Genomic DNA, 21,425 nt, shown 5'->3' on the forward strand with positions numbered 1-21,425 from the left:
AGAAGCCCAAGATGCGCGAGGTGCCTCCGAACCCGCCGAGCAAGCCCAGCAAGGACATCCTGGTCTTCCCGAACCCCAACCCCGAGCGCGACTACGTCATCCAGTTCCAGGTGCCCGAGTTCACCTGCCACTGCCCGCTGACCGGCCAGCCCGACTTCGCTCACTTCACGATCGACATGATCGCGGACGAACTCTGCGTGGAGCTCAAGAGCCTGAAGATGTACTTCTGGAGCTACCGCAACGAAGGTGCGTTCCACGAGAAGGTCACCAACAAGATCCTGGACGACATCGTCAAGGTCACCGACCCGCGTTTCATCCGCATCACGGCCAAGTGGTACGTGCGCGGCGGCATCTACACCAACGTCGTGGCGGAGCACCGCAAGCCGGGCTGGACGCCCGCGCCGCGGGTGGACCTGCCGGCGCATGGCTTCGAGTCAGGGATGCTGGGCGCATGAAGCGTGACGAGCGCCGGGCCGCCCCCAAGCCGGCACGCATCCCCTCGGGGGATCGGGCGATGTACTCATCGAACGAGGGGCTGACATGAACCCGTTGCTGGACAGGCTGCAGCCCTACCCGTTTGAGCGTCTGAAGGCGCTGACTGCAGGCATCACGCCCAACGCCGACGTCGCGCCCATCTCGCTGGGCATTGGCGAACCGCGTCACGCGGCGCCGGCCTTGATCGAAGAGGCGATCAAGGGCGCCATGAAAGGTCTGTCCGGCTACCCGGCCACCGCCGGCACCCCGGCGCTGCGCCAGGCCATCACCGGCTGGATCGCCCGCCGCTACGGCCTCACGCTGGACCCGCTGACGCAGGTGCTGCCGGTCAACGGCTCGCGCGAGGCGCTGTTCGCCATTGCGCAAACGGTGGTCGATGCAAGTCGGCCGGGCGCCACCGTCGTCTGCCCGAACCCGTTCTATCAAATCTACGAAGGCGCGGCGCTGCTGGCTGGCGCGAGCGTCGCCTTCGCCAATGCCGACCCGGCGCGTAACTTCGCGGTCGACTGGCGGCAGATCGACGACGCGACCTGGGCGCGAACGCAGCTGCTCTATGTCTGCTCGCCCGGCAACCCCAGCGGCGCGGTGATGCCGCTGGCCGAATGGCAGGCCCTCTTCGAGCTGAGCGACCGCCACGGCTTCGTCATCGCGTCCGATGAGTGCTATTCGGAGATCTATTTCGGCGACGAGCCGCCCCTGGGCGGCCTGGAAGCCGCCGCCAAGCTGGGCCGCAGCGACTTCAGGAACCTCATCTCGTTCACGTCGCTGTCCAAACGCTCCAACGTGCCGGGCCTGCGCTCCGGCTTCGTGGCCGGCGACGCGGCGCTGATCAGCAAGTTCCTGCTCTACCGCACCTACCACGGCAGCGCGATGAGCCCCATCGTGCAGGCGGCGAGCATCGCAGCCTGGGGCGACGAGGCCCATGTCGCCGACAACCGGGCCCGCTATGCCGCCAAGTTCGCGGCCGTCACGCCGCTGCTGGCCTCGGTGCTGGATGTGGCCCTGCCCGACGCAGGCTTCTACCTCTGGGCGGCCGTTCCAGACGGTAACGACATCGCCTTCGCCCAGGGCCTGCTCGCTCAATACAATCTTGCGGTGCTGCCGGGCAGCCTGCTGGCCCGCGAGGCGCACGGCAGCAACCCCGGCGCCGGCCGCATCCGCCTGGCCCTGGTCGCCGACGAGGCCGAATGCCTGGAAGCCGCCCACCGAATCGTCTCCTTCACGAAATCCCGCTGATGAACACCGCCGAACTGCAAAGCCTGATCGACCTCGCCTGGGACAACCGCGCGTCGCTCGATCCCACCAACGCCCCCGAGCTGCGCCAGGCCGTCGAGCACGTCATCGCCGAGCTGGATGCCGGCCGCCTGCGCGTGGCCACTCGTGAAGGCGTGGGCCAGTGGACCGTGCACCAATGGATCAAGAAGGCCGTGCTGCTGTCGTTCCGCCTGAATGACAACCGCCTCATGGGCGACAAGGACCTGACCTTCTTCGACAAGGTGCCCACCAAGTTCGCCGGCATGACCGACGAGCAGCTGCGCGCCACCGGCGTGCGCGTGGTGCCGCCGGCCGTGGCCCGTCGCGGCAGCTTCCAGGCACGCAACGTCGTGCTGATGCCGTCGTACGTGAACATCGGCGCCTATGTCGACGAAGGCGCCATGGTCGACACCTGGGCCACCGTGGGCTCGTGCGCGCAGATCGGCAAGAACGTGCACTTGTCCGGCGGCGTGGGCATCGGCGGCGTGCTGGAGCCGCTGCAGGCCAACCCGACCATCATCGAAGACAACTGCTTCATCGGCGCGCGCTCGGAGATCGTCGAGGGCGTCATCGTCGAGGAGAACTCCGTCATCTCGATGGGCGTCTACATCGGCCAGAGCACACCCATTTACGACCGCGCGACCGACACCGTGAGCTACGGTCGCGTGCCGGCGGGCTCCGTCGTCATCTCGGGCTCGCTGCCCAAGGATGGTGGCCGCTATTCACTGTACGCAGCGGTCATCGTGAAGCGCGTGGACGCCCAGACGCGCTCGAAGACCAGCATCAACGAACTGCTGCGCGCATAAACCTGACGTACGCCGGCCGCCAACGCCCGACGCGGCAGCCGGCTGGCGTACACGACTGACGAGGGTCTCTGATGTCTGGTGGAAACATGGAACGCATCCTGCGGCTGATGGCCGACAAGGGTGCTTCGGACTGTTATTTGTCGGCCAACATGCCGGTGCTGATCCGTGTCAACGGACAGACGGTGCAGCTGTCGGATCAACTGCTGACGCCGCCGCAGCCGCGCCAGCTGATCGCCGAGGTGATCAACCCCGCAAGCCTCGCCGAGCTCGACAACACGGGTGAGCTGAACATGGCCATCGGCGTGTCCGGCGTCGGCAGCTTCCGGCTGTCGGGCTTTCGCCAGCGCGGCTCGATCGCGGCCGTGTTCCGCCACATTCCGCACGACATCCCGTCGATGGAAAGCCTGTCGCTGCCGCCCATCCTGGGCCAGATGATCAAGGAGAAGCGCGGCCTCATCCTCATGGTGGGCGCCACCGGCACCGGCAAGAGCACGACGCTCGCGTCGATGCTGGAATTGCGCAACCAGACGATGACGGGCCACATCCTCACCATCGAGGACCCGATCGAGTACCTGTTCAGCAACAAGCGCTCCGTCGTCAACCAGCGCGAGATCGGCCGCGACACGGCCACGCTGCAGGTGGCGCTGAAGAACGCGCTGCGCCAGGCGCCGGACTGCATCCTGATCGGTGAAATCCGCGATCGCGACACGATGACGGCGGCCATCAGCTACGCGCTGTCCGGCCACCTGGTGCTGGCCACGCTGCACGGCAACAACACCTACCACGCGCTGAACCGCATCCTGTCGTTCTACACGCCCGAGTCTCGCCCGGCCCTGCTGAACGACCTGGCGGCGGGCCTGAAGGCGGTGGTCTCGCAACGCCTGGTGCGTGCGACCGCTGGCGGCCGCGTGCCGGCCATCGAGATCCTCTTCAACACCAAGCTGACGGCCGAACTGATCGAACAAGGCGACTTCGCCGGTGTGAAGGACGCGATGGAGAAATCCATCGCCGAAGGCTCACAGACCTACGAAGAGCATTTCGCCAAGCTGATCTCCGACGGCACGATCACCCGCGAGGAAGGCCTGGCCTTCGCCGACTCGCCGACCAACCTGCTGTGGCGGCTGCAGAACGACACCCCGAATTCCCGCATGGCCACCGCGCCGCGCAAGGAAGAGCGAGCCGGCGACGAAGCCAGCTTCACCGAAATCACCCTGGAAGTCCGCGGCACTTGAAGCTGATCGACTGCATCGACACCGAAGCCGCCCGCCTTGCCCAGGCGGGCTTGTTTTTTGGTCATGGCACGACCAACGCCTTCGACGAGGCCATGTGGCTGGCGCTGTGGCGCCTGGGCCTTCCACTGGACGCGCTGGACGAGCATGAAGAGCGCGAGCTGACGGCCGAGGAACTGGCCGCCATCGCCAAGCTTGTCGACGAACGCATTGCCACGCGCAAGCCCGCCGCCTACCTGACGGGCGAAGCCTGGCTGCAGGGCGTGCCGTTCACGATCGACGAGCGCGCCATCGTGCCGCGCAGCTTCATCGCCGAGCTCATCGCCGACGCGAGCATCGACCCCTGGCTCCACCCCGACAGCCGCCGCGTGCTGGATCTGTGCACCGGCAACGGCAGCCTGGCCGTGCTGGCCGCCATGGCCTGGCCGGACGTCGAGGTCGATGCGCTCGACCTCAGCGCCGACGCGCTCGCCGTGGCGCGGCTCAACGTGCAGCGCCACGAGCTGAGCGCGCGCATCCGTCTGCTGCAGGGCGACGGGCTGGCTGGCGCCGTCAACCAGGGCGGTGGGCCTTACGACCTCATCCTGTGCAACCCGCCCTATGTGAACAGCAACAGCATGGCCGCCCTGCCCGCCGAGTACCGGGCCGAGCCCGAGCTTGCGCTGGCGGGTGGCCAGGACGGCATGGACTTCATCCGCACGCTGTTGCTCGCGGCACCCGCGGCGCTGGCTGACGACGGCGTGTTGGTGCTGGAGATCGGCAACGAGCGCGAGCACTTCGAGGCCGCCTTCCCACAGCTGGAAGTCGTCTGGATGGAAACCTCATCGGGTGCCGACCAGGTACTGCTGGTGACCAAGGAGAACCTGCTGTGATCACGCTGCGCGACATCACGCTGCGCCGCGGCGTCAAGGTGGTGCTGGACGGCGCGTCGGCGACGCTGCAGCCCGGCGAAAAGATCGGCCTCGTGGGCCGCAACGGCGCCGGCAAGTCCAGCCTGTTCGCGCTGCTGACAGGCCGGCTGTCCAACGACCGCGGCGAGGTCGAGGTGCCCCGCCACTGGCGCCGGTCCGAAGTGGCGCAGAACATGCCCGAGACCGAGGACGGCGCGACCGACTTCGTGCTGCAGGGTGACCTGACGCTCGTTGCCGCGCGCGTGGCGCTGGACGAAGCCGAGAAGGCCGAGGACGGCCACGCCATGGCCGAGGCGCACGCCGCCCTGGCCGACGCCGGCGCGTTCGACGCCCGCTCGCGCGCCCAGGCGCTGCTGATGGGCCTGGGCTTTCGCACCGAGCAGCTCGACGCACCCGTCAACAGCTTCTCCGGCGGCTGGCGCATGCGCCTGCAGCTGGCGCGCGCGCTGATGTGCCCGGCCGAGCTGATGCTGCTGGACGAGCCCACCAACCACCTGGACCTGGACGCCCTGGTCTGGCTGGAAGCCTGGCTGCAACGCTATGACGGCACGCTGATCATCATCAGCCACGACCGCGAGTTCCTGGACGCGATCACCAAGGTCACGCTGCATCTGGACGAAGGCAAGCTCGTTCGCTACGGCGGCAACTACACCAGCTTCGAGACGCAGCGCGCCGAGCGCATGGTGCTGCAGCAGGCCGCGTTTGCGCGCCAGCAGGAGAAGGTCGCCCACCTGCAGAAGTTCATCGACCGCTTCAAGGCCAAGGCCAGCAAGGCCAAGCAGGCGCAAAGCCGCGTGAAGGCGCTGGAGCGCATGGAGAAGCTGGCGCCGGTGCTCGCCTCGGCCGACTTCAATTTCGAGTTCCGCGAGCCGCTGAGCCTGCCCAACCCGATGCTGATGTTCGACTCACTCTCGGCCGGCTACCGCACCGACGAGGGCGAGAAGATCATCGTGCGCGGCGTGGACCGCTCCGTGCTGGCCGGTCAACGCATCGGCATCCTGGGCGCCAACGGCCAGGGCAAGTCCACGCTGGTCAAGACCATCGCCAAGGCCCAGCTGCCGATGGCCGGCACGATGACCGAGGGCAAGGGCTTGTCGATCGGCTACTTCGCCCAGCAGGAACTGGACGTGCTGCGCCTGGACGAAGGCCCGCTGGAGCACATGGTGCGGCTGGCTCGCGACGTCGGCCCGCCGGGCCGTGAGCAGGAGCTGCGCGACTTCCTCGGCCAGTTCCGCTTCACCGGCGACATGGTCAACCAGCAGGTCGGCAGCCTGTCCGGCGGCGAGAAGGCGCGACTGGTGCTGGCCATGCTGGTGTGGCAGCGCCCCAACCTGCTGCTGCTGGACGAACCGACCAACCACCTGGACCTGAACACGCGCGAGGCACTGTCGCTCGCGCTCAACGAGTTCGAGGGCACGGTCATGCTCGTCAGCCACGACCGCGCGCTGCTGCGCGAAGTTTGCGACGAGTTCTGGCTGGTGGCCGACGGTGTCGTCAAGCCGTTCGACGGCGATCTGGACGACTACCAGCGCTGGTTGCTCGACCAAAGCAAGGAGGCGGCGCGCGCGGCCAAGAAGGGCTCGCCGGCGGCGGCCCCGCCCCCTGTCGTGGCCGCGACGCCCGCCCGGGCCCCTACCCCAGCCCCGGCGCCGCGCGAGGACCGCAAGGCCTCCGGCCAGGCGCGCGCCAAGCTGGCCGAGCAGACGCGCCCGCTGCGCAAGGAGATGGAAGCCATCGACAAGCGCCTGCACGCGCTGGCCGAGGAGCGTGCCGGCATCGAGGCCCAGCTCGCCGAAGGTGCTGCGGCATCGGCCATCGCCGAGATGGGCAAGCGCCTGAAGGCGATTGCCGATCAGCTCGAAGCCGACGAGATGCGCTGGCTGGAGCTGGGCGAGCAGATCGAGGCACTGGGCGCCTGACGACGCGCCGCCCATACCGCTCATAAGAACGGGCGCCTGGCTTTGCAGCCGGCGCCCGTTTGTCTTGGTGCAGCGTCATCAAGCAGGCCGGGTGCCATCACGGCACCCAGCCTGGCCGGGAACGATCAGGGAGCGATCGTCAGCTTGCCCGGGCCCGCATTGGCCTTCACCGAAGCCTTGACCGCCGACGCCGGCAGCAGCGCGCCGCTGATGTCGTAAGGCACGGTCCAACCCACGGCCGTGCTGAAGCTGCACTGGCCCATGTTCAGCGCCGCGCCGTTCAGCAGCGAGCCGCTTTCGGCAATGGCGCCGGTCTTGCTGGAAGAACCGGGGTTCTTGATCACGTCCTGGCAGCTGTTGGCGCCGGCCACGTCGAACACGTTGTTCTGCGAGATCACCTTGGCCTTGTACGCCACGCCCACGCTGTAGCCGTAGGCATAGGCCGAGTCGGACTTGCTGGCCTCGTGGTAGTTGTTGTACAGGTGGACCTGGCCGAAGCGCACGCGCGGGGCACGTTCCTGGATGCGGCTGAAGTAATTGCCGTGGAACGTGACCTTCAGGTGGCCATCGTCCGTGGTCTTGCTGTCCGACGAACCGATCAGGTTGTTCTTGTCGTGCAGCTCGAACACGTTGTTGGACACGGTCACGAAGTCGGAACCGTTCTTGACGTCCAGCGCGCCGTCGTGGCACTGCTTGCGCTTGCCATTGGCCACGGCCAGCAGGTCATCGGTCACCGGCGCGTCGGTGAACTTGTTGTGGTCGATCCAGACATTCTTCGAGCTGTCGACGGTGATGCCGTCGTACTCGGAGTTCCAGTTGCCGCTGTCGCCGTCGTTCGGATCCCAGATGGGGGACACATCGCAAGGGTTCACGATGGTCAGGTTGCGCACGATGACGTTGCTGACGCCCTTGATGTAGATGAAGCCGTTGACGAGGCCGGCGTTGCTGCCGACACCGACCAACGTGGTGTTGCTGTCCAGCTCGATGCGACCACGCTTGGCCTGGTCGCTCGTGCTGGTGAACGCACCACCGTTGTCGCTGGCGGCCATGTCGATGTTGCCCGTGACCTTGATGATCTTGGCGTTGTCGGCACCCGCCTTGATCGCGGCGAGCAGCTGCGTGGCGTTGCTGACCTTGTAGATCTGGCCGGACGCGGCAGCAGAGCCGCCGATGGTGCCGCCGTTCTGGCTGGCCCAGCCGGTCTTGGGCGCCACATCGCGAGACGCGTCACCCGACGGTGCCGGAGCCGGCGTGGGAGCCGGGGTCGGTGCAGGCGTAGGCGCCGGGGTAGGCGCCGGCTTGGGCGTAGGAGCAGGCGCCGGTGTGGGGGCCGGCTTGGGCGTCGGGGTCGGCGCGGGTGCAGGCGTCGGCTTGGGGGCCGGCGTCGGTGCCGGGGTCGGCGCGGCGCTCGCCGGGCCAACCGCGCACTTCTTCGCCTTGTCCGGATACGGATCGCTGCCGAAGGTGGCCTTCGTGCAGGCCACGCTGCCGGACAGCGTCTTCGTCACGAACTTGTCCTTGATGCCGAAGGACACGACATGCTTGCCATCCTTGATGGTGCAGGTCTCGCCTTCGTCAGCGCACTTCGAATAGCCACTGGGCCAGTCCTTGGCGGCAGCGGGCATCGCGGCACTGCAGGCCAGCGCGGCCAGCGCCGCCAGGCGCAGGTGGCGGGGGGTGGTGAGCTTCTTCATTTGACTTTCTTCGAGGTCGTCTTGTTGATGGACAGGGACTGGCCGGTCAGCGAAGGACTTGCATTGCGCAGCAGCATCATGAACTGGTTATGGAACCAGCTGCCTGCGTGCGGTGCACCGCTCAGCGCGTCGACGTTGGTCGAACCGCACATCGGGTCGAAACGCTTGCCGTCGGCGTTAGGCGACGTGGCGCTGCTGTCGCTCGTGCCGTCCGAGTCGCCAGGCGGCTTCACGAAGGCGAAAGCGTCGATGTAGGTGCGCTTGCTGTCCGGCGCGGCGCGCGGACGCTCACCAATACCAGTGTCCTTGACGTTACACCAGTTCCCACGGTGGGCGCGGCGGTCGATGCGCATGTCATCGACGTCCGCGGCCTTGGCCGTGGGGCGCTTCGCGCCACCCCAGCCGTTGCGGGACGTGTCGATGATGAACGACAGCGTCTGCGGGAAGCCGGCAGCCACGAACTCGGTACGCAGCTTGTCCACGAAAGTCAGCTCGTCGACCGCGCGGTTCCACTCGTAGAACTGGGTCGTGCCGCCCGTGCTGACGACGTCGTCCGTGCCGTCGAAGTACGGCTCGTCCAGCGGCGTGTAGTTGGCCGTGTTGGTGGCGAAGCCACGGATGATGCCCAGGCTGCCGCTGGTCGTGGCGCCCTTGATCAGGTCCTTGAACCCGGTGATTGCCTTGGCGCGGTTGTTGTCCCAGCCCAGCCAGCCCGAGTGGGCGATGTCCAGGTACATGTAGACGTTCTTGAGCGTCGACAGCTTGTTCAGCGTGTAGCGGATGCCTTCGACATACACGCCCTTGGTGTTGACCGTGTCGCAGGCCGTCTTGCCCACGCCGACGTTGGTCAGCATGTTGGGGTAGGAGTCGGGCTCGATGACCGTCACGATGCGCAGCGAGGCGTAGGCCGGGCGGGCCAGGATCTCGGCGATGCGGTCGATGTACTCGGTCTTGTAGCGCTTCAGGCCGTCGTTGGCCGAAAGCAGCTCGCCGTTGGACGCCAGCGCGGCGCAGTCACGGTCCGGCAGGTCATAGACGACGAACTGGATGGTGAAGGGCTGCAGCACGCCGCCGACTGCGGCTGCCTTTTGCTGTGTCAGCGCTGCGTTCAAGTGGTCCACGAGGCCCATCGCGCCGCCGGTCGCCTTGGCACCGTCAATGGCCGCAATGCGGTCCAGCCAGACGGCGGTCGGGAACTTGGCCGCCGCAGCCACCAGTGCGGTATCGCTCGCCGACGAACGCACCATCTGCGCGGACATCGCCACCTTGGCCTGGTAGTCAGGGTCCATGTAGAAGGTGGCGTTCGCGAACGGGTTGTCCGTCGTGATCAGGTTGACGCCGGGCGCTGGTGCGGGCGTCGGAGCCGGTGTAGGCGCAGGCGTCGGAGCCGGCGTAGGCGCAGGCGTCGGAGCCGGCGTGGGTGCAGGCGTCGGAGCCGGCGTGGGTGCAGGCGTCGGAGCCGGCGTCGGAGCCGGCGTAGGTGCGGGCTTGGGCGTCGGAGCCGGTGTGGGCGCAGGCGTCGGAGCCGGTGTGGGCGCAGGCGTCGGGGCCGGTGTGGGCGCAGGCGTCGGAGCCGGTGTGGGCGCAGGCGTCGGGGCCGGCGTGGGCGCAGGCGTCGGGGCCGGTGTGGGCGCAGGCGTCGGGGCCGGCGTGGGCGCAGGCGTCGGAGCCGGTGTGGGCGCAGGCGTCGGAGCCGGTGTGGGCGCAGGCGTCGGAGCCGGTGTAGGCGCAGGCGTCGGAGCCGGTGTGGGCGCGGGCGTCGGCGCACCAGGCGTCGGAGCCGGCGTCGGCGACGGAACCGGTGCCGGAATCGGCGCGGGCACGGGCGCCGGCGTCGGCGCGTTGCTCACGGGCGGCGTCGTGCCGCTCGAGTTGTTGTCGTTGCCGCTGCCGCCGCCACAGGCGGTCAGCACGAGAGACATCAGCAAGGCGCTGGTGACCAGCGACGGGGAACGCCGGGGGGCGGGGCGATATTTCATCTTTGATCCTACGAGTAGTCAGTCTTCGCACGCGCCTTGTGGGCGCGGCGGCGGTTACTTCAGATACGGCTGCAGAACGCTCATCTGCGGCTTGTCGGTGTTGTTGGCGGGTTCGATCGAGTACATGTAGTCACCCCACCATGGGCCCGCAGACCACCACACCCAACCCGACCAGACGTCGGCATTGGCCTTCAGGTAGTCCAGCGTGCCGGCCACTGCGCGGTTGCAGGTGTCGTTGGACGCGGCGCCCAGCTCGCCCAGCACGGCACGGCGGCCGTTGCTGCGCAGCCAACCCGTGATCGCCGCCAAGCGCTCCGCACCGATGGTGGCGCTGGTGCAGGTGGCGCTCTTGCCCGACGAGTCGCTGTCGAGGTACTGGTGCACCTCGAACACGTAGTTGTTGCCGGGGTCGACCACGCCCTTCATGACGTCGCCGTTGGGCGTGCCGTAGCTGTTCTGCAGCCAGCTGTGCGCACCCGTCCAGGCATTGCCGGGCACCGTGATGACGTTGGTGGCACCGGCCGCGCGGATGGCGGCGATGGCGGCGTTGGCACCGGCCAGCCACTGCTCCGTCGACATGTCGTGCGGCTCGTTCATCAGCCCGAACACCACCTTGGGGTTGCCCTTGAAGGCCGTGGCCAGGCGAGTCCACAGGTCGGCGAACGCCGTGTTCGGCACGGTGCTGGAACCCACCAGGTTGCCGCGGTAGCGGGCGTAGTTGTGCGGGTCCAGCATGACGATCATGCCGGTGGCCGTGACCTGGTCGACGAAGCCCTTCAGCCGCGTCCACTCCGTGGTGTCGAACGCCTGGTTCAGCGTCGGCTGCAGGCGCTCCCACAGGAACGGCAGCCGGGCCACGTTCATGCCCTTGGACTTGAAGTAGTCAGCGCTGGACTTGTTCGGATAAGTGAAGTCGGTGTTGTAGGTACCGGGCAACTTGGTCTCACCGAACTCGGCGCCAGACAGGCTGGTGCCGCGCCACTGCAGACCGGTGTTGGCCGCCACGCCGCTGCCGCAGCCGATCCGGGAGCTGGAGAGCGCCAGGTCGTCGAGCCAGACATCGATGTTGGCCGGCGTGCTGCCGCCTTGGTAGAGCTGCCAGCCGAGCTTGATCTTGTTGAACGTCGGGAACACGAAATCCGTGTTCGCGTCGTTGCCATGATCCTTGGTCGACACGCTCAGCTCGGGGCGAGAAATGCCATCGATCCAGACGTTGATGCTGTTGTTGGACGACTGCATCTGCCATTCCATGCAGGTCCAGCGGCCACCCGTCGCGACGGTGCTTTCCTGCCAACGGGCCCAGTCACCGGTTGGCCCACCGTCAGCGCCAGTCGCCCACAACGCCGAGCCATAGCCGCGATTGGGGATGTATTGACCGCCGATCGGCCGCACCATGGTGCTGTTGCCGGTGCCGGTGGCTTCGACGAGCGTGAAGTGCGCGTAGTCCGGCTTGGTCGGGAACGCATCGACCCAGACCCACATGCGACCGAAGAAGCTGTTGTTGGTGGGGGCGAATTTGCTGGGCACCAGGAAAGCCGAAGCTCCACCCGGCGCCGTGATGTGCAGCGCGCGGGTGCCACGGGCATGCGTGGCGTCGACGGTGACCGTGCTGTTGTTGCGCTCGATCGTCCAGGCAGAGCTGCTGGGCGTACCGAGGGCGGTCGTCTCGAAGTCCTCGCAGAACAGCAGGCCACTGCTGGCGCACGACGTCGGAGCCGGTGTGGGCGCAGGCGTTGGTGCCGGCGTCGGAGCAGGCGTTGGTGCCGGCGTGGGCGCCGGTGTAGGCGCAGGCTTGGGCGTCGGTGCCGGTGTGGGTGCAGGCGTCGGTGCCGGTGCCGGTGTGGGTGCAGGCGTCGGTGCCGGTGCCGGCGTGGGCGCAGGCGTCGGTGCCGGCGTGGGCGCAGGCGTCGGTGCCGGTGTGGGCGCGGGCTTGGGCGTCGGTGCCGGCGTGGGCGCAGGAGTGGGTGCCGGTGTGGGCGCAGGCGTCGGTGCCGGCGTGGGCGCAGGCGTCGGTGCCGGCGTGGGCGCAGGCGTCGGTGCCGGTGTGGGCGCAGGCGTCGGTGCCGGTGTGGGCGCAGGCGTCGGTGCCGGTGTGGGCGCAGGCGTCGGGTCCGGTGCCGGAGCAGGCGTCGGTGCCGGCGTTGGGTCCGGTGCGGGTGCGGGGGTCGGGGCCGGCGTGGGCGCGGGCGTCGGTGCCGGGACGGGCGCAGGAATCGGCGCCGGTGCCGGGCCGTTGCTCGCAGAGTCGCCGTTACCCGAGGCGCCACCGCCGCAGGCCGTCAACGCGACCATCGCCAGCGAAGCGGCCAGCGCGTTCAAGCGCACGGGAGGCCGCGAGGACGAGAAAGGAAACTTGTAGCTCACAGCGTTGCCGCCTTCAGGGAATCGAGGAACTGATCGCCCGGCTGATAGCCGATCACGCGGGCATCCGACTTCTCACGACCCTGGGGGTCGAAGAACACCAGGCCCGGCGGGCCGAACAACTGGAAGCGCTTGAGCAGCGCCTTGTCTTGCGCGTTGTTGGCCGTGACGTCGGCCTGCAGCAGCACGAAGTCGCGCAGCTTCTCCTGCACACGCGCGTCACGGAAGGTGAACTTCTCGTACTCCTTGCAGCTCACGCACCAGTCGGCGTAGAAGTCCAGCATCACCGGCTTGCCGGCCGCTGCAACCGCGGCGTCCAGCTCAGCAACGCTGGCAACACGCTTGAAGTTCAGGCCTTCCTTGTGCTGGGCCAGCGTCGCACCTTCCGCCGCGCCGCCATGGCGCTGGGCGAGATGGGAGAGCGGCTGCAGCAGGTCGCGGCCACCCGACAGCACGCCGAGGAACTGCACCGCACCGACCAGCGCGAACAGCACGCCCACGCCCTTGAAGAGGCGCGGCCAGCCACGCGAGTCCGGCAGGCGCTCGAACGCGCCCATGTAGACGGCGGTGACGACCAGCAGCGTGCCGACCAGCGTCATCAGCGCCCAGCCCGGCAGCACGGGGGACACCATCCAGATGGCGACGCCCAGCAGCATGACGCCGAAGGCGTGCTTCACGTGCTCCATCCAGCCACCGGCGCGCGGCAGCAGCGAACCGGCAGACAGGCCCACCAACAACAGCGGCACGCTCATGCCGCAAGCCAGCGAGAACAGCGCCACGCCACCCACCAGCACGTCGCGCGTCTGGCTGATGTAGACCAGCGCACCGGCCAGCGGGGCAGCCACGCAGGGGCCAACGATCAGCGCCGACAGGCCACCCATGGCGAACACACCGATGACACGGCCACCCTGGAAGCGGCCCGAGGTTTCCGAAGCCTTGGCCTGCAGCGACGACGGCAGCTGCAGCTGATACACGCCGAACATCGACAGCGAGAAGCCGGCGAGCATCAGCGCGAATGCGCCCAGCACCCAGGGGTTCTGCAGCGCGGCGGCCAAGCCCTCACCGGCCAGGCCAGCGGCAACACCCATGACGGTGTAGACCATTGCCATGCCCAGCGAGTAGCTGGCAGCCAGCAGGAAGCCACGCGAGCGCGACACCGGCTCGCCCTGCCCCACGATGATGGACGACAGGATGGGCACCATCGGCAGCACGCAGGGCGTGAACGACAGCAGCAGGCCTGCCAGGCCGAACGCACCCGCGATCAGCAGCAAGTTGCCCGACTGCAGCGCGCCCTTCTCGCCACCCAGCTTCTCTGCCGCGCCGCTGTCGGCGGCAGCCTTGGCCGGCGCTTGCGCGTCAGCCTTCACATCGGCCTTGGCATCTGCGCCGGCAGCCACTTTGGGTTCATCGCCCGGCACCGCTGCCGTGATGGCTCGCACCACACCCGACTGCACATCGACGCGCCAGTCGCGGGTCATGGGCGGATAGCACAGGCCCTTGTCGGCACAGCCCTGGCTGTTCACGCTGAGCGTGAACGGCGCGGTCGCTTGCGGCAGCGACACGCGCAGGGTCAGGTCATGCCGGTAGGTCTCGACGCTCTTCTGGAAGTTTTCGTCGAACTTGATCTTGCCCGGGGGCAGCTCCACCTTGAGGTCACCCACGGCGGGCTTGGCCTCGAAACCCAGGCGTTCGCGGTAGAGGTAGTAGCCCTCAGCCACATCGAACTTCAGCTCCACGCTGTGCGCGTCCAGCACGCGCGCACTCAGCGCGAAGGCCTGCTCCGCCGGGAGGAAATCGTCATTGCCAGCCCATGCCGACAAGCCCGTCGCGAGCAGCAGGCCCGTGGCGGCGCCGCGTTTAAGAATTGATAACAGTTTCATGAGTGGGTCTCGAAATATTGAGACAAGCGGCAGACCGGAGCCCGGGCCGCCGCTAGACAGACTCTTCGTGGACGACGCCGTCTTGGGCGATCGTCAGGAAATCGACACCCTGCTCGCGCAGGAATTGATGGGCTTGGTCGCCCTTGAGCATGGCGATGGTGCTGAGCGCACCCGCAGCCAGGCAGCTCGGCCCGGCCACGCTCACCGATTGCCAGTGAGACACGGGCCAGCCCGAGTGCGGGTTCAGGATGTGGCAGTAGCGGTGCCCGTCCACGTCCATGAATCGCTCGTAGTCGCCACTGGTGGTGAGCGCGCCTTCGCTCAGTGCCAGGCTGGCGATGACGTCATCGGCCGGCCGACGCGGATTGGCCACGCCCAGCCGCCAGGGCTGGCCGTCGGGATGGGGGCCGATGATGCGCAGGTCACCGCCCAGATTGATGGTGCCGCCAGCGATGCCGGCGGCCATCAGCGCTGCGGCAGCAGAGTCGGCCGCGTATTCCTTGGCGAAGCCGCCAAAGTCAAGCTCCATGCCGGCCTGCGGCAGCGAGATGACCTCGCCGTCCCAGCGCACCTGCTGCCAACCCACCAACGGCAGCAGTGCCCGCACGGCATCGTCGCTGGGCAGCCGGCCCGAGCCGAAGTCCCACACCCGGCGCAGCACGCCGGACGTGATGTCGAACAGCCCATCGCTGTGCAGGTGCAACTGCGCAGCGAAATTGAGCAGTGCGGCCGTCTCCTGATCCACCACCACCGGCTCGCCGTTGCCGGCGGCCGTGTTGATGCGGGAGACGATGCTGTCGGCGCGGTAGCGGGAGTACTTGACCTCCAGCCGCCGCACCTCTGCCACCGCCCGCTCGGCCGCCTGGGTGGCGACCTGTGCCGACGGCGCGCACACGCGCAGCCGGCACAAGGTTCCCATGGCACGGAACTCAAAGCCATAGTCCGGCGCGTGGTCGCCGCTGCGATCGGCTGGCCGTGTGACGGACCAGACCGCGTTCGCGACGGAACTCGGCGCAGGCATGGCAATGGGTTCGGCGTGCATGGTCGGGCTCGTCAGAACTTCGTCGCCAGGCCCAGCTGGACCGCCTGCCACAGGAACGGATCGACATTGGGCGAGCCCTTGCCGAACGAGCGCCATTCGCCACGCTGCTCCGAACGCTCGTACTTCACGTCGGCCGTCCAGTCACCCAGGCGCACCTCCGCCTTCAGGCCCAGCGTCACAGCGCCAAAGCCAGACAGACGCTGGTCAGTGGTCTTGTAGGCCTGATCCTTGTTGACGGGGCGAGGATAGACAGACGCGTCCATCACCGGGTCGTAGTAGAAGTCGGCGGCGCCCTGCGTGGCGTAACGCACCGATGGCGTCAGCGCGAACGCCGAGCCGATGGGCTGCACCCAGGCTGCCTCGAACATGTGCGCCACGACGCCGAACGTGTCGGTGTAGTAGCGGTAGCCCGTGCGCAGCGTCGCATCCGGCCCGTCGAAGTGGTGGTTCCAGCGCGTCAGCACCGCGGTCTGCTTGCGGCGGTCGGGCCGCACGTCCTGGCGCTTGTACGGGTCGTTGAAGTAACCACGGCCGTCGCTGTAGGTCGCATTCAACTGCACCAGGTCGCTCGAGGTCAGCGCATGCGTCACGCCGGCCATGTACTCCTTGGTGCGCTTGCGTCCATCCACTACCGCGCTGTTGACGGGATTGATCTCGTCACGGGAGCCGCCCACGCCGAAGTTGAACGTGGTGTTGTTGTTCGACGTGGCAACGCGGAAGTCCAGCGAGAAAGCCGTGGACTTGTAGTCGTGTTCGGTCGAATGGCTCACGCCCAGGCTCACGCCGGCACGGTCGAAGTGCCGCGTGATCTTCAAGTCGCCGGCATGGCGCTCGTCATGCATGCCGCCAGGCTTGACGGTGGCACTGGTGACGTCCGAGTAGTTCCGGGGGGTGGCGCCGGACACGTCGTCGCTCACCGCCGACGCTTCCAGCGACCACTTCGATCCCATCGGCAGCAGCAGATAGACCGACGGCGCCTTGGCCGTGATGCGATCGAGGGTCTTGGGCTCGGTGCCGTCGTAGCTGGGGTACTGCACCTGCACCTTCTGCTCGTCGCGGTAGTACAGGTAGCGCACGCCGACGAGGCCTTTTTCAGGTGCCTCCTCGGCTTGCACGGCCGCGGGCAACACCGCGGGCAGCGCGAGCGCCGCCATCACGATGGTGCCGAAACGCTTGGCCTCGACCTTGCGGGGCTGCGCCCCGCTCATGCCTTGTTCAGTTGCAGCCACAGCCACCTCCACCCACGCCATAGCCGCCGCTGGCGGCCTCCTTGCTTGCGGTGATGTGCTGCGAATAGCGCATCTCCAGCGGGTCGCCGCCCATGCCCATGGCCGGCTTGGCGAGGTTGCCCTTCTCCCAGGCCTGCGGGCCGCTGAGCAGGGTGCACCCACCCAGCGCCAGGCTGGCGATCACGCCAGCCAACGCTCCGGCCATGCGACGGTAGCCAGGAGCGCGCGAGCTCATGGCTTCACGGCGGCGAGCGCCGCGACGATGGCGTCTTCCAGTTCCTTGCGCTCTTCAGCGCGGAAGCCGTTGTGCACCTTGATGACCTTGCCATCGGGGCCGATCAGCACGGAGCTGGGCATGCCCTTGACTTCGAAGCGCTTGGGGCTTTCGCCGGCCTGGTCGAAGCCGATCTGGAAGGAAGCGGGCACGGCGGCCAGGAACTGGTCGGCATCGGCACGCTTGGCGTCGATGTTGATGGCCAGGATCTGCAGACCGCGGGCGCCGTACTTCGCCTGCATTTCGTTCATCCACGGGAAGGACTGCTTGCAGGGGCCGCACCAGGAGGCCCAGAAGTCGAGGTAAACCACCTTGCCCTTCAGCTTGGACAGGCCGACCGGGCCGCTGACGCCGCTCACTTCCAGCGCCGGGGCCGGCTGGCCCGCATCCAGCGCCAGCGCGCTGCCGCCCAACATCATGCTCATGGCCACGCAGGCCGCACCCAACACGCTCTTAGACATCATTACTTCCTTTTGCTGAATCACAGGTTCACAGGTTCGAAATCTTGCGGCGGCGCGGAGAGAGAACCGCACCAGCCAGCAGCAGGCCCAACAGTGCCCAGGGAGAGGCAGCACCGCCGCCGCTGTCCTTGTCGTCATCGCCACTGCCACCGACGTTGGTCGCCACGGCGCGGCCCGTCAGGCTCACCGTGAGGCTGTCGCCGCTGGCGCCGGTCAGCACCACAGTGCCGGTGCTGTCACCGGCCGTCTGCGGGCCGTTGAACACCACGGACAGCACGCACGACGCACCTGCAGCGAGTTGCTGCGGCAACACACAGCCGCCGGAGGCGCTGTTGACCACCTGGAAGGGGCCTGTGGTGACGATGGTGGACAGCGAGATCGGGGCTGTGCCCTGGTTCTTCACCGTGAGCATCTGAGCGGCCGATGCGCTGCCCGTGCCGGCCATGAAGCCCAGCGACTTGTAATCAACCCACAGCAAGCCGGTACCGGAGCCGGTGCTCGCCGCGTTGCCGACACCAGACAGCATCATCGTGGCGGGTGCCGTGGCGTTGGACGCGATGCGCAGCGTCGCGCTCTTGCTGCCGGCCGACGTCGGCATGAAGGCCACGACCAGTTGGCAGCTGGCACCTTGAGCCAACGGGGTACCGACCTTGCAGGTGGAATCCGAGGTCACGAGGAACTGCGCCTTGTCATTGCCGTCGGTCTCGAGTGCCGAGAAGTTGACGGTGCCGCTGCCTTGGTTGAGCAGGGTCACGCTCTTGGCAGCGCTGGTCTTGCCCACATCGGCTGTGTCGAATTGCAGCGTGGTTGCGCCGCCCGCCTGCCAGACCAGCACAGGCGCCGATGCCGTCGCCGTCGCAAGGCCCTTCAGCGAGACCACCAGCACCTGACCGGTGGCGGTTGTCAGCGTCAGGTTGCCAGTAGCCATGCCGGCTGCCGTGGGCACGAAGGTGACGGACACCGTGCAATTGGCATTCACCGCGATCGTGGAGCTCGACACCGGGCAGGTGTTGGCCGAGACCTTGAAGGGACCCGTGACCTCGACCTTGCTCAGCGTGACCGCTGCGACATTGCCATTGGCAACCGTCACGTTCATGGCGGCCGACGTCTTACCGATGTCGACGCTCGTGCCGCTGAAGTCCAGGGCGCTCTTGTCGACCGTCAGCATGCCGTTGGTCGGCGTGGCCGTCATGCCACTGCCCGACAGCACCACATCACCCGGCGACGTCGCGTTGGACCCCACCTTCAGCGTGGCCGACTTCGCACCGGCGCTGGCCGGCGTGAAGGTCAGCACGACCGTGCAGGTGGCGTTGGCAGCGAGCGACAGATTGGCCTTGCAGGTGGACGAGCTGCTGATGGCGAACGATGCCGCATCGGTGCCCGACAGCGTCACGCTGCTCAGCGTGGCCGCCACGGTGCCCGGGTTGGTCAGCGTGAGCGTTTGCGCCGCGCTGGTCTGGCCCACGATCGTGGACGAGAAGGCCTGCGATGTCGTGTTGCCCTGCCACGCCAGCTTGGGCGTCGCCGCATTGGCCTGGCCCTTGAGCGTGACTTCCACCGTCTGGTTCGTCGAGGTCGTCAACGTCAGCGTGCCGGTGGCCGAGCCTGCCATGTTCGGCGAGAACACGACCGCCACATTGCAGCTGCCACCCGCCGCCAGCGTGACACCGGAGGTGGCGCAGCTGTTGCTGCTGGCCGCCACGATGCTGAACTGGCCGCTGACCGCGATCTTGGACACCGTGACCGCTGCCGCGCTGCCGTTGTTGACAGTGACCGTCAGTGCAGTCGACGTCTGACCCGCGACCACGCCGATGGAGCTGAAGTCCAGCGTCGTTTGCGACACCGTGATCATGCCGCTGGGGGTGCTCGGGCTGGCGCCCGAACCGCTCAGTGCGACGTCACCCGGTGGCGAGGCGTTGGACGACACCTGCAGGTTGGCCGTCTTGGCACCTGTGGAACCCGGCACAAAGCTCACGACGACCGTGCAGCTGGCGTTGACGTCGAGCGACACGCCGGCCTTGCAGGTGGAGCCCGAAGCGATGGCGAACGAGGTCGCGTCCGTACCCGCAACACCCAGCGAGTTGATCAGCGCAGCGCCCGGGCCCTGGTTGACCAGCGTCAGGCTTTGCGAAGCACTCGTCATGCCCACCACCGTGGAGTCGAACTTCAGCGACGCCGAGTTCTGCTGCCAGGCCAGCACAGGCATCGTCGCCGTAGTGCCCAGGCCCGTCAGCGCGATGGAGTTCGGCGAGCTGAGCGCGTTGGTCGTGATGACCACGGCCTCGGCCAGGTTGGCGCTCACAGGCGTGAGGGTCACGCTGATCACACAGGATGCGGCTGCCGCCAGCGAGCTGGGGCAGTTGTGCGTAACGGCGAATTCCGTGGAAGTGCTGGCGATGCTGGTGATCGTCATGTCCGCCGAGCCGGTGTTGGTCAGCGTCACGGTGCGGGCGATGGACTTCACACCCATCGACACCGTGCCGAAGTCCAGCGCCGCTTGCGACAGACCCACTTCCGGAGCCGGTGCCCGCACCGCGACGCCCTTCAGCGCCACAGTGACGGCACCGGTCGGCGCGTTCGACGCAACGCTCAGCGTGGCCGACTTGGCGCCCAGCGTCAGCGGCTTCATCGCGACGGTGATCGTGCAAGTGCCCTTGACCGCCACCGAAGCATTGGCCGCGCAGGTGCCGCCCAGCACGAAGCTGCTGGCATCCGTGCCGCCCAGCGTGATGTTGCCGAGCGTCAGCGCGGCGCCACCACTGTTGGTCAGCGTCACCGTCTTGGACGTGCTCAGCATCTCCACCGGCTGGTTGCCCAGATCGAGCGTGGTCGCGTCCAGCGCGATGCCAGGCGTCGCCGTTGCCGTGCCCGTGCCCATCAGCGTGATGGTGGTGGGGCTGCCTGTCGCGTTGTGGGCGACAGTCAGCGTGGCGGAGCGCGCGCCGGTAGCGCCCGCGGTGAACACGATGTCCAGCACGCAGCTGCTGCCGCCGGCGATCGACGTGTTCGCGCCGCAAGTGCTGCTGGAAGCCAGGCCGTAATCGCTCGCGTTGGTGCCACCAAACATCAGCGCCGACAGGACAAGATTGCCGCTGCCGGTATTGCTGATCGTGGCGCGCATGGGCGACGTGGCCGTAGCCACCACACCCGAGAAGGTCAGCGTCGCTGGCGACACCGACACCACCGGGCTGGTGGACATGCCGCTGCCGCTGAGGCTGACTTCCGACTTGCCGCCGGCGCCGTTGTGCGCAAGCGTCAGTGCGCCGTTACGCGTGCCGGCCGCCGAGGGCTTGAACGTCACGTTCACGGTGCAGCTGCCGCCGGCCGCGACGGAAGCCGTCGTGGAGCAGGTGCCGCCCGAGACCGAGAAGTCGCTGCCTGCCGTGGTGGCAATGCTGGTGAACGACAGCGCACCGGTAGCGCTGGCAGCATTGCTGACCGTGACAGTCTGGGCTGCGCTGGCGCTACCCACGTTCTGAGCAGTAAAGCTCAGCGACGTGGCGGAAACGCTGACGGATGGAGCCGTAGAAACTGGAAGGTAGACCGCAGTCCGGCCGATGTCTTTGGCAATGTAGGCGGCGAGATCATTGAACTCAGCGTCAGAAATGAGGCCGTTCAGCGGCTTCATTCTGTCCTGCGTCATGACGGATGCCTTCAGCTGTGCAGCGTCCCAGCCCTTTGCAGCGATCGAAGGGGCTTCCTTCGGGGTGGCCGATCCGTGGCAGATGAAACAGCTCTTGGTAGGCGGCGTGGTAACGGGAGCGATTTGCTTGTTGTACAAGACCTCGCCGTTGGCAGCGCTTTGCGCCCAGGCACCGCCGCACAGGGACAAGCCCGTGAGCGCCAGCGCTGCGGCGCGCCGCAGCTTGGATAAGGTAGTGATAACCATGG

The 21,425-nt window shown here is 67.6% G+C and carries 16 protein-coding genes; 6 read left to right on the top strand and 10 right to left on the bottom strand.

Annotated elements, in window-relative coordinates; genetic code table 11:
• The first annotated feature begins 11 nt into the window (after positions 1-11).
• The 6 genes from queF to ACG00X_RS03945 all read left to right on the top strand — a co-directional run bounded on the left by queF (position 12) and on the right by ACG00X_RS03945 (position 6,614).
• Entirely contained in the window at positions 12-455 is a 444-nt protein-coding gene (queF, locus tag ACG00X_RS03920) for a preQ(1) synthase (protein WP_394486785.1), read from the top strand.
• An 85-nt stretch (positions 456-540) separates the two neighbouring features.
• Positions 541-1,731 carry a succinyldiaminopimelate transaminase gene (gene dapC / locus ACG00X_RS03925; protein ID WP_394486657.1) on the top strand — a complete coding sequence of 397 codons (1,191 nt, stop codon included), beginning with the start codon at positions 541-543 and terminating at the stop codon, positions 1,729-1,731.
• Entirely contained in the window at positions 1,731-2,555 is an 825-nt protein-coding gene (gene dapD / locus ACG00X_RS03930) for a 2,3,4,5-tetrahydropyridine-2,6-dicarboxylate N-succinyltransferase (RefSeq protein WP_394486658.1), read from the top strand. The genes dapC and dapD overlap by 1 nt, the downstream gene beginning before the upstream one ends.
• Positions 2,556-2,641: 86 nt before the next feature.
• On the top strand, positions 2,642-3,787 hold the full coding sequence (locus tag ACG00X_RS03935; RefSeq protein ID WP_394486659.1) for a PilT/PilU family type 4a pilus ATPase: 1,146 nt from the start codon (positions 2,642-2,644) through the stop codon (positions 3,785-3,787).
• On the top strand, positions 3,784-4,656 hold the full coding sequence (gene prmB, locus ACG00X_RS03940) for a 50S ribosomal protein L3 N(5)-glutamine methyltransferase (protein WP_394486660.1): 873 nt from the start codon (positions 3,784-3,786) through the stop codon (positions 4,654-4,656). Before ACG00X_RS03935 ends, prmB begins: the two co-directional genes overlap by 4 nt.
• The gene (locus tag ACG00X_RS03945; RefSeq protein WP_394486661.1) at positions 4,653-6,614 is read left to right on the top strand and encodes an ABC-F family ATP-binding cassette domain-containing protein; all 1,962 of its coding nucleotides are present in this window, start codon (positions 4,653-4,655) and stop codon (positions 6,612-6,614) included. The genes prmB and ACG00X_RS03945 overlap by 4 nt, the downstream gene beginning before the upstream one ends.
• A gap of 125 nt (positions 6,615-6,739) precedes the next feature.
• Here ACG00X_RS03945 and ACG00X_RS03950 read toward each other — a convergent pair whose 3' ends face one another.
• From ACG00X_RS03950 to ACG00X_RS03995, 10 genes are read right to left on the bottom strand one after another with little or no spacing between them, the layout of a single operon-like run.
• The gene (locus ACG00X_RS03950; RefSeq protein WP_394486662.1) at positions 6,740-8,308 is read right to left on the bottom strand and encodes a pectate lyase family protein; all 1,569 of its coding nucleotides are present in this window, start codon (positions 8,306-8,308) and stop codon (positions 6,740-6,742) included.
• Positions 8,305-9,597 (bottom strand): glycoside hydrolase family 6 protein, encoded by a 1,293-nt coding sequence (locus ACG00X_RS03955; protein WP_394486663.1) that lies wholly within the window; start codon positions 9,595-9,597, stop codon positions 8,305-8,307. The genes ACG00X_RS03950 and ACG00X_RS03955 overlap by 4 nt, the downstream gene beginning before the upstream one ends.
• Positions 9,587-10,318: a hypothetical protein gene (locus ACG00X_RS03960; protein WP_394486665.1), complete on the bottom strand. Its 732-nt coding sequence runs from the start codon at positions 10,316-10,318 to the stop codon at positions 9,587-9,589. Before ACG00X_RS03960 ends, ACG00X_RS03955 begins: the two co-directional genes overlap by 11 nt.
• Before the next feature lie 23 nt (positions 10,319-10,341).
• On the bottom strand, positions 10,342-12,651 hold the full coding sequence (locus ACG00X_RS03965) for a glycoside hydrolase family 5 protein (RefSeq protein WP_394486666.1): 2,310 nt from the start codon (positions 12,649-12,651) through the stop codon (positions 10,342-10,344).
• Entirely contained in the window at positions 12,648-14,528 is a 1,881-nt protein-coding gene (gene dsbD / locus ACG00X_RS03970; protein ID WP_394486667.1) for a protein-disulfide reductase DsbD, read from the bottom strand. The genes ACG00X_RS03965 and dsbD overlap by 4 nt, the downstream gene beginning before the upstream one ends.
• A gap of 52 nt (positions 14,529-14,580) precedes the next feature.
• Positions 14,581-15,570: an FAD:protein FMN transferase gene (locus ACG00X_RS03975; protein ID WP_394486668.1), complete on the bottom strand. Its 990-nt coding sequence runs from the start codon at positions 15,568-15,570 to the stop codon at positions 14,581-14,583.
• Between the two features lie 11 nt (positions 15,571-15,581).
• On the bottom strand, positions 15,582-16,778 hold the full coding sequence (locus tag ACG00X_RS03980) for a DUF3570 domain-containing protein (RefSeq protein WP_394486669.1): 1,197 nt from the start codon (positions 16,776-16,778) through the stop codon (positions 15,582-15,584).
• A gap of 7 nt (positions 16,779-16,785) precedes the next feature.
• The gene (locus ACG00X_RS03985) at positions 16,786-17,034 is read right to left on the bottom strand and encodes a DUF4266 domain-containing protein (protein WP_394486670.1); all 249 of its coding nucleotides are present in this window, start codon (positions 17,032-17,034) and stop codon (positions 16,786-16,788) included.
• Positions 17,031-17,534 (bottom strand): TlpA family protein disulfide reductase, encoded by a 504-nt coding sequence (locus ACG00X_RS03990; RefSeq protein WP_394486671.1) that lies wholly within the window; start codon positions 17,532-17,534, stop codon positions 17,031-17,033. The genes ACG00X_RS03985 and ACG00X_RS03990 overlap by 4 nt, the downstream gene beginning before the upstream one ends.
• A gap of 28 nt (positions 17,535-17,562) precedes the next feature.
• Complete coding sequence (locus tag ACG00X_RS03995) at positions 17,563-21,423, bottom strand: choice-of-anchor D domain-containing protein (protein ID WP_394486672.1); 3,861 nt, start codon at positions 21,421-21,423, stop codon at positions 17,563-17,565.
• Positions 21,424-21,425 lie beyond the last annotated feature (2 nt).

The organism is Pelomonas nitida (assembly GCF_043555975.1).
In the GTDB taxonomy this organism is placed as follows: domain Bacteria; phylum Pseudomonadota; class Gammaproteobacteria; order Burkholderiales; family Burkholderiaceae_C; genus Pelomonas; species Pelomonas nitida.